This window comes from Paenibacillus tengchongensis (genome assembly GCF_008973665.1).
Classification (GTDB): domain Bacteria; phylum Bacillota; class Bacilli; order Paenibacillales; family Paenibacillaceae; genus Paenibacillus_AQ; species Paenibacillus_AQ tengchongensis.
Genome location: NZ_WACP01000001.1, coordinates 532338 through 545816 on the forward strand (window position 1 = coordinate 532338; position 13479 = coordinate 545816).

Sequence of the window (13479 nt, forward strand, 5' to 3'; positions counted from 1 at the left end):
TGCAAGCACCCCGAATGAAAATTTCAGAACCGATGTTCTGTCCGTTATTATTTCGCCCCCACCGGCGCCTATCCCTCCCGCAGAACATTTTTCGCCATTGTTTTTCTATATATTTCCGTACACTGGCAATTTCACGATGACCTCAGTGCCTTCCCCCTTGACGCTCTGGAACTGCACCGTTCCGCCCATGGCCTCGATAATACGGAAGGTTACCATCAGACCGAGTCCCGTGCCTTTGGTTTTGTTCGAATAGAACGGCTCCCCCAGCCGGGCCAGCTCACTGACCTTCATCCCTTCTCCGTTGTCCTTGACGCTGATGATGACATGCTGTCCGGATTTCCAGGCAGTGATACGGATGACTCCGTTCTCATGCAGTGATTCAATGCTGTTCTTGATCAGATTGATAAAAGCCTGCTTGAACTTGGAGCTGCTGCCCAGCACCTCCAGGCCGCTTTGTAAGCGCAGCTCGATCACGCCTCCCTGCAGGTGCGCAAGCGGCACCATGATTCCGGCCACATGCCGCAGCTCCGCCTCTACATTGAACCCCTCCACGGTTTCGACGGCAGGCTTGGCGAACGTCAGGAAATCCGTAATGATGACCGAAGCCCGGTCCAGCTCCTGCAGTGCCATCTGCAGATACTCCTTCTCCTTCTTGCCCGAGCGCTCGCCTAGGATCTGCAGAAATCCCCGTGTCACCTGCAGCGGATTGCGGACCTCATGCGCCACGGAAGCGGCCAGTTCACTGATCATTTCCATTTTCTCTGAACGCTGCAGTTCATTGCCAAGCTTCTCCAGCTCTTTGGAATAAGCCAGTGTACGCCGGTGGTTCTCGGCAAACTTCTGGCCCAGCACGACAATCAGCGAAATGATGAACACAACAATGCCCCATTTCCACCAATACAGCTCGTAGTTTCCGGAGCTCAGATAGTAAGCCACCAGTTCGCCGAGGGCAATGGCCGCAAAACTGCCGAAGCCGGCAGTAAAATACACCGCAGAGCGGTTGCGGCGGCGGGCCTGGGAAACGGCAAGCACCAGCAGGAGCAGCAGTTGCCCGATCATCAGCACGCCGAGAATGCGGACGCTGAACAGCCGGTATATGCCGTCCAGCCGGTAGGACTGGACGGCGTTGACGATCAGCAGTCCCAAGCACACGGCAGAATAAACAATCTGAAAATTCCGGAATACGCGCAGCAGCCGGTGCGGTTCCGGATAGAACATCCGCTCGAAGTACAGTGTAAACGAGGGAAGCAAAGTATAAAGAGCCAGGTCAAAGACTACTTCAATCCAGCGGTCCTCCCTGTGCATGACCAGAGGCAGAACCGGCGAATAGGCGATCAGCAGCACGCCCAGCGACAGAACGACCAGCATCAGCCAGAAGCCGCCGGCAAAGAAATTAAACCTCAGAAACATCAGGCCGAGCAGCAGGATAAGGGCCATAAAGATCAGCGCAGCACCGATGATCAGATCGAACAGGTCCCTCTTAATATGATACGCAAGCAGCTTGTTATACTCTCCCACTCTGCTTTCCCCGTCAATGCCGAAGATATTGCCATCCGCGCTGCGTAAATATAGCATCCCTTCACCTTCGGCCCCTGTTAAAGGAATAAGCAGCTTGCTGCCGCCCGAGCGCGCAGGCTTGTCCGAATCATAGACAAGCGTGTGATTTCTGTATACCTGAAGGCCTGTGCCGTACACCTTCTCCAGAGTCAGAACGGATTGCGCCGCAGTATTCGGCAGATGAACGCGCAGCCAGACCGGCCCCGTATTCGCCCGGTGTTCCGGCGGATGTTCGTCCGCTACCGGCCTCCAGCGCTCAGCGGGGATAGCGGCAGCCTCATTGACAGTGAGCGAGGCCGGTCCCTCCCGTACATATTCATAGCCCTGCAATAAAGTGCCGGGAAACCCGTCCCATTCCACAGCAGTGACAATAGGCACGGCAGCGGCCAGAAGCAGCAGGAGCAGCAGGGCAGCCGTCCGCTTTGGCGATAAATCCTTCATTTGGCACCTCAATAAACCGTAAGTGGTATTTTTATAGTCCTTATGATTCTTACTTTCGACAAGCTTCGCGCTATCCCCTCCCCAACATCGCAAAATTCCGCGAAAAAAGCATCTCTACGTACTGATTAAACCATCCACGGGCTGCTTATATTAAGACAGTCATGTCGATTCGCCGCCGGGCAAACGGGTATAGAATTACTATAGCCAAAGGAGGGCGCCTATGAAGGAAGAAGAACAATTCCAAGCGGCTGCTCAGAGCGACCGGGACGATCTGGTCACTGAACGGGATATCGATGAGGAGTTCGGCCTGTTTCAGGAAGGAAGCTATCCCGCAGCGCTGCAAGACGACGCACAGCGGGCAGCTGTAGAGCATGCGCTGCCGCCCAAGGACACGAAGGACCAATAATGCACAGGCAGGACATTCAACCAATGGAAGGAAGTTGAACCGCTATGGGCAATGAATTCAATAAAACGGATGCCGATTTCACCTATGACCGCTACAATACGCTGAGAAGCGCACCGGAGGAGCAGGATATGCCGCTGGAGGAGCTTCGGCCGCTGGGCACTATTACAGAGCAAAGTGCAAGTGGCGAAGATGTTCCAGCCGATACACGGCCGCTGGAATCTGCGCTGGCCAGCCACGAGCCTGTCGGCAGGCACCCCATTGATTTCGACGGCGTTACGGATGACGGTGCGGATCCGGCTTTGACCGGCGATTCCATTCTGGCAGCCGACATCGGCCTCTATAATCCGGAGCCTGAGCTCGGCAGACGGGCCGAACGCCATGGCGGCGTTCTCGCTTCGCCGTCTGCAGAGCGGGATGAGCTGGTGGAGTCGGATGCGCTTTTTGCCGCAGGCGCCGCCGGACTGACCGGAGGCGTCATCGATTACGCCGAGGATGAGGAAACGGGGGACTATACGGGTGACCAGCCGCTGGAGGATATTCCGGATGCCGATGAGCTCCAGCCCGGCACTGCGGTAGACCCTGCCGCGCCGCCGGTGGATGTGATGCCGGGAACCGATCTGTTGAACGGTTCTACCGGAGAAGAAGAATAGCTTAAATAAGCGTGCCGCCGGCTGGAGAGCCGGCGGCACGCTTATTTAAATAGAAGAGTCTGGTTCGCGGACGCTTTGCCTACCCTGGAAAGGCTGCGGAATCCGCTTTCCCGCGGATCGCCTCCACCTTGGCTTCGAGCCTGCGCGTCTTGACCAGCACCGCAGCAAGCAGCAGCAGAATCCCGTTGACGACGAATACCCAGCGGATCGGAATCAATCCGCCCAGCGCACCGCCGATGATCGGACCGGCCATAGTCGCCAGCTGTGTAGCCGCCTGATTCAGCCCGAATGCCCTCCCGCGAAAGCCGGGATCAATCGCCTGGACAATCATCGCATTGACCGAAGGCAGCACCCCCGCATAGAACAGACCGTAAACAAACCGCAGCACCGCAAATTCAACATAACCCGTCATAAAGTACTGCAGAATATTGCCGATCCCGCCGCCGATCAGCCCGATGAAGAGAATCATCCCGAAGCCCTTGCGGGTGCCGAGCTTCCCCCACTGCGGAGCCATAATGACCGTTGCTATGCCGACGGCGGAGAATACAATCCCTGAACTGAGTGAAGCACTGTCCCGTGAAATGCCCATATCGAGCAGATAAATCGGCAGCAGCGGCTCCAGAATCATCACCGAGAAGGTGGCAATTCCCGCCAAGGACAACAGGGTCATGAATGCGGGATTACGGGCCGCCTCACGAATATCGTCGCGTACATGCGAGCGCGGCGCCGAGCGATCGTAGTTCTCTTCCTTTGCAAAAAAAGTGGCAATCAACGCCGACACGAGCACAATGACCGCCGAGAACAGAAAAGCGCTGCGGTTGCTGGAATAATAGCTGACCACCCCGCCGATGAGCGGTCCGATAATACTTCCGGTAGCGCCTGCCGTAGACATAACGCTAAGCGCATACCCCGTCTTCTCTTCCGGTGTGTTGGTGGCCACCATGGCGATCGCCGCCGGAACAAAGCCGGCCAGCAGCCCCTGGAAAATGCGCACAATGACAAATACGTAAGGGTCCTGCACAAAGTAGTTAATAAAGTAAAGCGCCGCAAGGCTAAAGCCTGAGCGGATGAGCATCGGTTTGCGGCCGTATTTGTCGGCCAGCGAACCCCAATACGGGGAGATCAGCGCACTTGCGAGAAAGGTAATCCCGAAGCTGATTCCCGACCATAGCTCCAAATGCTCCGTAACGCCGAGCTGGTCACTGAGAAAGATAGACATAAACGGAATCGAGATCGAATAAGCCGTACTGCAAAAAAACACTCCTACCCAAAGCACGATCAGGTTCCGCTTCCATGAAAATTTCATGCTGCTGCACCGCCTCTAACGAATTTTCAAAGAAGACCCCTTTTATTGTAAACCTCTTTAGCCGAAGATGCGAGTGCGCAAAGACCGTGCGGCTTTGCAAGAAGCAGGGCAAAGAGGGTATGATGGGGGATGGAAATAAAAGAATGGCTAATACACAAAGGAGAGATACCAAAGACGTGAAACGCACAACCAAACATTCGTTCATGCTGCTTATGCTGGCGCTGCTGCTCATGGCGGTTTCGGGCTGCGGCAATAAACCGGCAGGCAACAATCCCGCGGACAACGCTGCCGGAGCCGCCGAAGGCGTGCCATTGGAGACAGCCAGCCATCCGGTGGTCACCATTGAGATGGAGGACGGCGGAATTATCAAGGCCGAGCTGTATCCTGAGGTGGCCCCCAATACCGTCAACAACTTCATTTCGCTGATTCATCAAGGCTTCTATGACGGCACGATCTTTCACCGCGTCGTTCCCGGCTTCATGATCCAGGGCGGAGATCCCGATGGCACAGGCAAGGGCGGACCGGGTTACAGCATCGCCGGCGAGTTCACGGCCAACGGCTTCACCAACAACCTGACGCATACGGCCGGAGTGCTGTCGATGGCCCGTACCCCGGCGATGGATACCGCCGGCTCGCAGTTCTTCATTATGGCCGCAGATTCTCCCCACCTGGATGGACAATATGCCTCCTTCGGTAAAGTTACTGAAGGACAGGATGTAGTGGACGCCATCGTCAACCTTTCGCGCGACACCGAAACGGACCGTCCGGACCAGCCGCCAGTAATGAAGAAGGTAACGGTGGATACGCTTGGCGTAACCTATCCGGAGCCGGAGAAGATACAATAAAGTGTAAACAAAGCCCATTTCCGCGGTTACAGGGAAATGGGCTTTGCTGTGAATTGTTCTATTGAAACCGGATGTTCTTCGTCTTCCATTGCTCCAGCTTGATGCCTACCCAGAAGCCGTAAATCCCCAGCGTAATAATGGATAACAGGAACCATTTGATCCAATGGCCGAACAAGCTGACGGCCGAGCCTTCGAAGCGCAGACGCCGCCCTTCGACAACCGTATGCTCTGTCTTCCAGCGGTAGATCATCACCACAGACCAGGGAAAGCATATTCCCAGGGTACATACAGTAACAAGCCAGCCCGCCAGCCGCCAGCCGATATACTCGATCAGCTTTCCGTCGAAATAAGATTCCTTGCTGCCGTAATCCAATTCAGAGTAAAGATTATTAATGGCCGACATAGCTTCCACCTTTCATCAAAACCGGTTTGATCGGAGTTGAATCCGGGTCTATTGTCCCAATTATCCGGCCCCCGCACCGCGACATTTCTCACTAACAATAGCAAAATATTGAATTTTTGCGGCTACCTGTTCAAATAAAAGTTCTTCTGCTGATCGCATGGTGCTCGCGGCGCAGGAAGGTACTGCGGCTGGCGCGCAGCCGGGCGATCCGTTCCTCCGCCAGGCGGTCAGCCGCCTGGTAAGCAGGGATGCCGGAATGCTGCGAGATTTCCAGTACCCGGGTAATGCTATCGTAAATTTTGGCGACCTGCTTAAACGCACGGTCTTTATTATAGCCGTTCAGTTCATCGGCAATATTGATGACGCCCCCGGCGTTTATGACATAATCCGGCGCGTATACAATACCCTTCGCATGCAGGGCATCGCCGTGGCGCGGTTCCTTCAACTGGTTGTTCGCCGCTCCGGCCACTACCTTCGCCTTCAGCAGCGGCAGCGATTCGTCGTTGATCGTCGCGCCGAGCGCGCACGGTGCGTAAATGTCGCAGGCTGCGGAGACAATGTCGGCGGGATCGACCGCCTTTGCACCGTAAGCCTCCACCGCACGGCTCACTGCCCCCTTGTTGATGTCGGTTACGATCAAATGCGCCCCCTCTTCATGGAGGTATTGGCACAGCGTGAAGGACACATTCCCCACACCCTGTACGGCAACCGTCTTGCCGGCCAGCGAGTCGCTGCCGAAAGCCGCTTTGGCCGCAGCCTTCATGCCCTGGTAGACGCCGAACGCTGTCGCCGGGGAAGGATTGCCGGAAGAGCCGTAGGTAGCGGAAATCCCCGTCACATAATCCGTTTCCTGATGAATAATGTCCATATCCGCTTCCGTGGTGCCGACATCTTCGGCGGTGATATAGCGGCCGTTAAGACCCTGAATGTATCTGCCGAAGGCGCGGAACATCGCTTCGTTCTTATCCTTCTTCGGGTCGCCGATAATCACGGTCTTTCCTCCGCCCAGGTTAAGGCCCGCCGCCGCATTCTTGTAAGTCATGCCTTTGGCCAGCCGCAGCGCATCGACTACCGCCTCCTCCTCGGAAGCATAAGTCCACATTCTTGTTCCGCCCAGTGCAGGACCCAGCGTCGTGTCATGAATCGCGATGATCGCCTTCAGTCCTGAAGCTCTGTCCTGACAAAACAACAGCTCTTCGTAATCGTCCCGTTCCATTGCCGCAAAAATTTCCATCGGTTTCATTTCTCCTGTCTCCATACTAGTCTCCATACTATATGTTACGTTTCATAACAAAGCTAGTATACCGGGTGCGGATTGTCAATGCCATATGTCCTTTCATCCAGGACATTTCATTAAGTTTCCCCGCCAAACCAACACGAACTTCACCATGAATGTAAACCCTCTGACTAGCCAACTGCCTTCTTCCCATAGTGTAGCAGAAAGCGCCGCAATTCCAAAAATCGTCTCCTTGAAACAAAAAGACTCCGCCGGCATCACCCTGAGGGATGCGACGGAGTCTGCCCGCGCGAAGCGGCTTGTTATCCTAAATATCCAAGCAGCGGATTAGAGCTTGGCAATCGTCTCGGTAAGCACCGGTACGATTTGCGACTTCCGGGACACTACGCCCTTCAGCAGCGCTTTGTTGTCATCCAGCTTCACATTGTAAGCCTCCTCCACCGCTCCGGCGATGCGGCCCAGAGCCAGACCGACGGAATCGTTGTTCAGAATATCAGTAACGACGAACAGGAACAGATCGAGACCCTTCTCGTCGATGATCGCGCTGAGCGCTGTCTCCAGTTCAGCCTGCTTGGAGAGCACATCATTCACGTCCACGGCATTGACCTGGGCAATCTCCACCTTGTGGCTGCCCATCGTGAACTCTTTGGCGTCAAGGGAGATCAGCTGGGCAATCGATTTGTCGCTGAGATCGGCGCCGGCTTTAAGCATAGCCAGCCCGTAGGTATCGGCATCGACACCGGCGATTTCAGCCAGCTCGCGCGCAGCCGCCACATCCTGCTCGGTGCAGGTAGGCGATTTGAACAGCAGGGAATCGGAAATGATTGCGGACAACAGCAGGCCGGCGGTCTCTTTGGATACGGCAACGCCATTTTCCTTGTACAGCTTATTCAGGATTGTAGCTGTGCAGCCAACCGGCTCCGCACGGTAGTACAGCGGATGGGCCGTTTCAAAGTTCGCGATGCGGTGATGGTCGATAACCTCAACGACGCGGACCTGGTCGATATCGCTTGCGCTTTGCTGGCGCTCATTGTGGTCCACCAGAATAACCTGCTTGGCTTCGGCGGCCACCTGCTCGACCAGGCGGGGCGCTTCTACGCCGAAATATTCAAGCGCATATTGGGTTTCGCCGTTGATTTCACCCAGACGGACCGGCTCGGCATCCCAGCCCAGCTCTTTCTTCAGCGCAGCATAGGCGATTGCCGAACAGATCGTATCCGTATCCGGATTTTTGTGTCCAAACACCAGTGTTTTTTCCATTTCCAATCTCCTTACTTTGTTTTTTGTGAGAATAATATACCATACATTGATAGAGACAAGCCAGAATCGATTCTAAGCAACTGCGCACCGGATAAGCAGCCATCAACTCTCCGACCAGGTAACGGTAAAGATATTGTAGCCCGGACGGGCCGTCGAAGGCTTGCCGGTAATCGAGACCGGGCTGGTGCCGCCGAGCCGGCCGGTGATCTTGACCGTCGTTGCCGTCACCGTCTGCGAAGCATTGTCAAGCCGCTTGATGCGTGCATACTCGCCGTACACGAAGCCCATGGTCGTCAGTGATTCCTGGGTGGAATAGGAGAACGCCGCTTTCTTCACGCCGCCCTCATCGGTATCGACAGTGGTGGCAATAACGGCATCCGCCGGAATCGGAAAATCCTTCGGCAGATTGACCGGGCGCTCGGTGCTTTCCACCGGCGCCGCTGAACCGCTGCCGATCCGCACTTTATAATTGGCCGCGTCGTACGTAATCGGCACATCCAGCGCGTCCGCTACCGAACGGACCGGCAGATAGGTCAGACCTTCGTAGGTGATCGGGCGCAGCGTCTTGCCGTTGCCGTCCCTCAGCCAGTAAGGCGAGCCGTTCACCTCCACGCCGATGCTGTTATTCAGGTAAGCCTTAATCTGCTGGAGGTTCGCACCGGCATATACGCCGGCCGAGCCAGTCGTCAACATTCCTGCGGCTACTGCCGCAATCAGCCATTTTCGCTTCATTCAGATCCTCTCCCATGTATAAATATAATGATTGCAAGGTTGCTATATATTTAACACGGAGAGCCTAATTCAACTCAAAGGGTCCCGCAAAGCCATGCTCACCTGCTTCCTCTAACGGACGATATCCGGCAAGTCGCCCAGGTCGCGGATTTCATAGGTCGGACGGAGGCCCAGCTCATTGGGCCGGCCCAGCGGATTGAACCAGCAGGTGTCGATGCCGTAATTGATCCCGCCCTGAATGTCCGAGGTCAGGGAGTCACCGACGATCAGCACCTTGCTTTTGTCATGGATGCCCAGCTTGGCAAAGGCATAATCGAAGATACCCCGTTCCGGCTTCTGGCTGCCCGCTTCCTCTGAGATGATGATGTGCTCGAACGTATCCGCCAGCGGCGAGCCCTGGATTCTGGACAACTGTACATCCTTGATTCCGTTGGTGATGATGGCCAGCCGGCAGTCACCAAGTTGTCCGCACAGCTCTGCAGCCCCCTGGATCAGATAGGTGCCTTCGCCCAGGAAGCGCAGATAGGCCTCGCTGAACGCCCCCGGATCATACTCCAGCCCATGGCGGGCGAACAGCCGGTTGAACCGTTCCACCCGCAGAACCGCCGAGGTAATCCGCCCCTTCTCCAGGTCCTTCCACAGCGCCTGATTAATTTCCTTGTAGCTTGCGGCATATTCCTCCGCTCCAGTGGGAAGCCCGAACTGTGCAAATACACTGTAGAACGCATTGCTTTCGGCCATACCGTAGTCAAACAAGGTATCGTCGGCATCGAACAAAATCACTTCATACTTCATATGTATTCCCTGCTCCTCTTCTCTCGCGTCGACAAGTGCTGTCGATCTGCGGTATAATTTGAACAGCCGTCCGGCATTGCGGGCGGGTAGGTCATGCGTAAATTCTGTAACGCAAAAAACAACGGTGGTGATTGTCATTTTATACGTTTTATCGTTTGTTGTGTCATTTTTAATTGTTTATTTGCTGATTCCCCCGCTCGGCCGTCTGGCGTTCCGGCTTGATTTTGTGGACAGGCCGCGGCAGGATACTGAACGCAAGATACACCGGGAACCGATTCCGCTTACCGCAAGCTACGCGATCTTTATCGGCTTCTTCATTACATACCTGCTGTTCGCCCGCGATTTCTCGCTGGAGACGCTGGCGTTATTCGCCGGGGGTGTGCTTCTGCTGACCATAGGCACCATTGACGACTGGTACAAGACCAAAGGCAAGGATTTCCCGGCGCTGCCCAAATTCATCGTGCAGATTACCGCTGCTGTCCTGGTCTTTCTGTCCGGCAATGCGTTTACCGGATTTATTAACCCCTTCTCCGGAGACTATATTTCCCTGCCGGTGATTCTGCAATTCATCCTGACGATCGTGTGGATCTTCGGGGTGACGACGGTCATTAACTTCTCGGACGGAATGGACGGGCTGGCCGGCGGGCTTACCGCCATTTCGGCCGTCACACTGTTCATCGTCGCCCTGGCCAAAGGACAATCGCCATCGGCGATGATGGCCATTACGCTCGTAGGCGTTACGCTGGCTTACCTGCGTTACAACAAAGCCCCGGCGAAGATCTTCATGGGCGATGCCGGCGCGACCTTCCTCGGCTTCATTCTGGCCGTTATTGCGCTGGACGGCGCATTCAAGCAAGCTACAGTGCTGTCGCTGTTCATTCCGATTCTTGCACTGGGCGTACCGATCTTCGACAACATCTTCGTGGTTGTCAAACGGTTCCTTAAGGGCCAGGCTATCTATCAGGCGGACGCCACACAGGTTCATTACCGCCTGCTGAAGGCCGGATTGAACCAGAAGCAGGTTGTTGCCGTACTGTATCTGGTCAGCGTCTGCCTGTCGCTGTCCTCTATTATATTGCTGCTGATTGAAACCTAAAATACCTGTGATTACAAAGGGGTGTCCCAAAAGTAGTTTTCACTCTACTTAAGACAGCTCATTGAGAAAAAATGGGTCGTAAAAAATAGCCGAGCAGTCATTCTCCTGTTATAGGAGAATGACTGCTCGGCCAGGCTGTCGAGAAACCCCCTGTTTTTTTGCAGGGGGTTTAAAACTGTCTTGGTGGTCTAAAAAACAGGGTCCTCAGAGCGTTTTAAATCGATTTTTGATTAGAGAGTTGAGTCTCCCCACATAAAAATAGAAGTGTCGAAAAGTCCCCTGGACTTTCTCGACACTCTGGCCGAGCAGTCATTCTCCTGTTATAGGAGAATGACTGCTCGGCGTTTTTGCTCTACTGCAGCTTGTTTTATAAGATTGTGGGCAAGGTATCCGTCGTAATTTGGTGGACCGCATAGGCTAAGATGAAATGGTTCTCGGTGCCAAACTGCACATTGTATCCGGTTTGAGCTGGCCGTTTCGCATGTGGTCTTCCTTCATCCGCATGAAGGTTGCATCCGAGTCCGTCTTGCTGAAGCTGTTCCTGTCCCCCAAGCAGCCTTTGGTACTGCTCATACTTCAGCAGCCTGGGTAGCAAATCCTTACGAAGCTTCCGTACGGCTTTCTTCAGGAGCTTGTCTTGGGGGTTTTCCAGCAGTTGCGACTCCAGGGCCTGAGTCATTTGTTCCAGTTTCTCACGGCTCATCTCGGTGGACTCGTCAAGTTCGCTCAGGTCCTGGCCACGGTGTTCTTGCTCTTCTTGTTTCTCTGAGGTCTCAATATGTCTGCAAACAATGCATCTACCTTTTCTTGGAGCTTGGCCTTATGCTTACTAACCGCTTTGCCCCACACGAAGGTGTACCGATTGGCATTGGCCTCGATCTTGGTACCATCCACGAAGTAATGTTCTAAGGAGATGTACTTTTCATCGGCGAGAAATTGAAGTGCGGAGAATATAGTTTCGAGGACGTCTTTCATCCGCTCAGAACGGAAACGGTTAATGGTGCGAAAGTCCGGACATTGCCGGCCGACCAGCCACATGAAAGGCATGTTTTCCCGGACCGCTTTGGCTATTTGCCGGGAGGAGTAAATACGCTGTGTGTAGGCGTAAATAATGACTTTGGTGAGCATTTTGGGATGGTAGCTGTCGCGGCCACCGCCAGGGTATGCTGCGTCGAAGATGGCGTCGTCGAGCCGGTTAATGGCGGCGTTCACAACACGGACAAGGTGGTTTTGTGGAATATATCTTCTTCCAAGTCCATTGGCAAGCAAAGTTTCTACACTAATAGGAGCTGTTCCCCTGGGCCGGCAGCAGCATATTGTATTCGATTTTTCGCATACAATTGCCCCGCTCACCCTCGAAGCAGCATATTGTATTCGATTTTTCGCATACAATCGCCCCGCTCATCCTCGCAGCAGCATATTGTATTCGATTTTTCGCATACAATTGCCCCGCTCACCCTCACAGCAGCATATTGTATTCGATTTTTCGCATACAATGGCCCCGCTCACCCTCGAAGCAGCACATTGTATTCGATTTTTCGCATACAATTGCCCCGCTCACCCTCACAGCAGCATATTGTATTCGATTTTTCGCATACAATTGCCCCGCGCACCCTCGCAGCAGCATATTGTATTCGATTTTTCGCATACAATTGCCCCGCGCACCCTCGCAGCAGCATATTGTATTCGATTTTTCGCATTCAATTGCCCCGCTCACCCTCGCAGCAGCATATTGTATTCGATTTTTCGCATACAATTGCCCCGCGCACCCTCCGAATCCGGCGTCAGCGTGCTCTAATGTCCTGGCGCTGGACCGCTCAGGGTTCATTCAGCACGGCGCTCTCACCATTGCTCATATCCATAATGACGGAGCTTAGTCCCTCCCCTTCCCAGCCGCTATGTCCCCTGCAAACCTAAGAGCACCTGCAGATCTTGTAGACACCGCGGCAGAGGCTACTAACATCAGGCCGTAAAACCAAACTTTAAATACACCGCTAAGGAACCCTTGAACCTAAGCGGTGTATTTTTTTGTACCCGGGTCGATATAGCTTGTGTTTTGGGACACCCGCTTTTGCCGTTGCTGTTCTATTTTCCATTCCGATGCTGAACTGGTCCCGCAACGGCTATGCTGCCGGAAGCGCAAGCTGATCCCAAGCGCTGCCGCATGACCTTCTCATATCTGTTCTCTGATCGAATCGGACAGCTGCCGGTAAATCCCCACAATTCTTTCCATCGGCATCCGCACCAGCCCGCTGGAAGACGGGGCGACAAATTCGCGCACGCCGTCGACAACCGGCTCCCCTTCCTGAAACCCCCACTCCGCCTTCGGCCTGCGGCTATATTCTGTATACACGCCCTTGCCGACAAAGCAGGCAACTTCCGGCCGGTAGCGGGCCAGCTTGGCGCGCAGCAGCTCCCGTCCCTCCGCATACTCCCCCCGCGTAATATCCTCCGCTCCGACCGTTGGCCGGGCAACGATATTTGTAAACCCGTAGCCCAGCTTCAGCAGCTCGCCGTCCTCGGAAGCGCTGTACAGGCGCGGTGTCAGTCCCGAATTGTGCAGAATGCGCCAGAAATTGTTGCGCGGGTTGGCATAATGGTGTCCCAGCTCGCCGGAGCGGATGCTCGGATTAAACCCGATGAAGACAATGGTAAGCCCGTGGTCCAGATGATCCGGCACTTCGTTCATAAAGCTCTCCTCCCATTCTCCGGGGCGCGGCGCCGGACAAGTCATTCCGCCGTGCCTTCCGG

The 13479-nt window shown here is 54.6% G+C and carries 12 protein-coding genes and 1 pseudogene; 4 read left to right on the top strand and 9 right to left on the bottom strand.

The annotated features are described in order from the left end of the window. Positions 1-105: 105 nt before the first annotated feature. Positions 106-1998, bottom strand: a complete 1893-nt coding sequence (locus F1381_RS02180) for a sensor histidine kinase (protein WP_151733179.1) — start codon at positions 1996-1998, stop codon at positions 106-108. Between the two features lie 220 nt (positions 1999-2218). Between F1381_RS02180 and F1381_RS02185 the strand changes: the two genes are divergently transcribed. Further along, positions 2219-2404 carry a hypothetical protein gene (locus F1381_RS02185; RefSeq protein ID WP_151733180.1) on the top strand — a complete coding sequence of 62 codons (186 nt, stop codon included), beginning with the start codon at positions 2219-2221 and terminating at the stop codon, positions 2402-2404. 44 nt (positions 2405-2448) lie between these two features. Further along, entirely contained in the window at positions 2449-3054 is a 606-nt protein-coding gene (locus tag F1381_RS02190) for a hypothetical protein (protein WP_151733181.1), read from the top strand. A gap of 79 nt (positions 3055-3133) precedes the next feature. On the opposite strand, the gene F1381_RS02195 is transcribed toward F1381_RS02190, so the two are convergent. Then, positions 3134-4360: an MFS transporter gene (locus F1381_RS02195; RefSeq protein WP_151733182.1), complete on the bottom strand. Its 1227-nt coding sequence runs from the start codon at positions 4358-4360 to the stop codon at positions 3134-3136. A gap of 119 nt (positions 4361-4479) precedes the next feature. On the opposite strand from F1381_RS02195, the gene F1381_RS02200 reads away from it, so the two are divergent. After that, on the top strand, positions 4480-5205 hold the full coding sequence (locus tag F1381_RS02200) for a peptidylprolyl isomerase (RefSeq protein ID WP_151733183.1): 726 nt from the start codon (positions 4480-4482) through the stop codon (positions 5203-5205). A 58-nt stretch (positions 5206-5263) separates the two neighbouring features. On the opposite strand, the gene F1381_RS02205 is transcribed toward F1381_RS02200, so the two are convergent. From F1381_RS02205 to F1381_RS02225, 5 genes are all read right to left on the bottom strand, one after another. Continuing rightward, positions 5264-5608 carry a DUF898 family protein gene (locus tag F1381_RS02205; RefSeq protein WP_151733184.1) on the bottom strand — a complete coding sequence of 115 codons (345 nt, stop codon included), beginning with the start codon at positions 5606-5608 and terminating at the stop codon, positions 5264-5266. Between the two features lie 130 nt (positions 5609-5738). Further along, positions 5739-6842, bottom strand: coding sequence for a Glu/Leu/Phe/Val family dehydrogenase (locus tag F1381_RS02210; RefSeq protein WP_151733318.1), 1104 nt, complete (start codon positions 6840-6842; stop codon positions 5739-5741). A 330-nt stretch (positions 6843-7172) separates the two neighbouring features. Next, complete coding sequence (locus tag F1381_RS02215) at positions 7173-8105, bottom strand: manganese-dependent inorganic pyrophosphatase (RefSeq protein WP_151733185.1); 933 nt, start codon at positions 8103-8105, stop codon at positions 7173-7175. 102 nt (positions 8106-8207) lie between these two features. Further along, positions 8208-8837, bottom strand: a complete 630-nt coding sequence (locus tag F1381_RS02220; RefSeq protein WP_151733186.1) for a hypothetical protein — start codon at positions 8835-8837, stop codon at positions 8208-8210. Positions 8838-8948: 111 nt separating this feature from the next. Further along, positions 8949-9632 (bottom strand): YjjG family noncanonical pyrimidine nucleotidase, encoded by a 684-nt coding sequence (locus F1381_RS02225; RefSeq protein ID WP_151733187.1) that lies wholly within the window; start codon positions 9630-9632, stop codon positions 8949-8951. 136 nt (positions 9633-9768) lie between these two features. Between F1381_RS02225 and F1381_RS02230 the strand changes: the two genes are divergently transcribed. Next, positions 9769-10728, top strand: a complete 960-nt coding sequence (locus F1381_RS02230) for an MraY family glycosyltransferase (RefSeq protein ID WP_425495240.1) — start codon at positions 9769-9771, stop codon at positions 10726-10728. Between the two features lie 385 nt (positions 10729-11113). Here F1381_RS02230 and F1381_RS29205 read toward each other — a convergent pair. Further along, positions 11114-11987 (bottom strand): annotated as a pseudogene (locus tag F1381_RS29205) (transposase); the annotation flags it as partial. Between the two features lie 914 nt (positions 11988-12901). After that, positions 12902-13417, bottom strand: coding sequence for a mismatch-specific DNA-glycosylase (locus F1381_RS02240; RefSeq protein ID WP_151733189.1), 516 nt, complete (start codon positions 13415-13417; stop codon positions 12902-12904). Positions 13418-13479 lie beyond the last annotated feature (62 nt).

What these genes read in the sequence shown, in the direction of transcription:
- F1381_RS02195 (WP_151733182.1), bottom strand. Translation starts at nt 4,360, where the DNA reads ATGAAATTTTCATGGAAGCGGAACCTGATCGTGCTTTGGGTAGGAGTG.
- F1381_RS02220 (WP_151733186.1), bottom strand. Translation starts at nt 8,837, where the DNA reads ATGAAGCGAAAATGGCTGATTGCGGCAGTAGCCGCAGGAATGTTGACG.
- F1381_RS02205 (WP_151733184.1), bottom strand. Translation starts at nt 5,608, where the DNA reads ATGTCGGCCATTAATAATCTTTACTCTGAATTGGATTACGGCAGCAAG.
- F1381_RS02200 (WP_151733183.1), top strand. Translation starts at nt 4,480, where the DNA reads ATGATGGGGGATGGAAATAAAAGAATGGCTAATACACAAAGGAGAGAT.
- F1381_RS02190 (WP_151733181.1), top strand. Translation starts at nt 2,449, where the DNA reads ATGGGCAATGAATTCAATAAAACGGATGCCGATTTCACCTATGACCGC.
- F1381_RS02215 (WP_151733185.1), bottom strand. Translation starts at nt 8,105, where the DNA reads ATGGAAAAAACACTGGTGTTTGGACACAAAAATCCGGATACGGATACG.
- F1381_RS02210 (WP_151733318.1), bottom strand. Translation starts at nt 6,842, where the DNA reads ATGGAAATTTTTGCGGCAATGGAACGGGACGATTACGAAGAGCTGTTG.
- F1381_RS02225 (WP_151733187.1), bottom strand. Translation starts at nt 9,632, where the DNA reads ATGAAGTATGAAGTGATTTTGTTCGATGCCGACGATACCTTGTTTGAC.
- F1381_RS02180 (WP_151733179.1), bottom strand. Translation starts at nt 1,998, where the DNA reads ATGAAGGATTTATCGCCAAAGCGGACGGCTGCCCTGCTGCTCCTGCTG.
- F1381_RS02185 (WP_151733180.1), top strand. Translation starts at nt 2,219, where the DNA reads ATGAAGGAAGAAGAACAATTCCAAGCGGCTGCTCAGAGCGACCGGGAC.
- F1381_RS02240 (WP_151733189.1), bottom strand. Translation starts at nt 13,417, where the DNA reads ATGAACGAAGTGCCGGATCATCTGGACCACGGGCTTACCATTGTCTTC.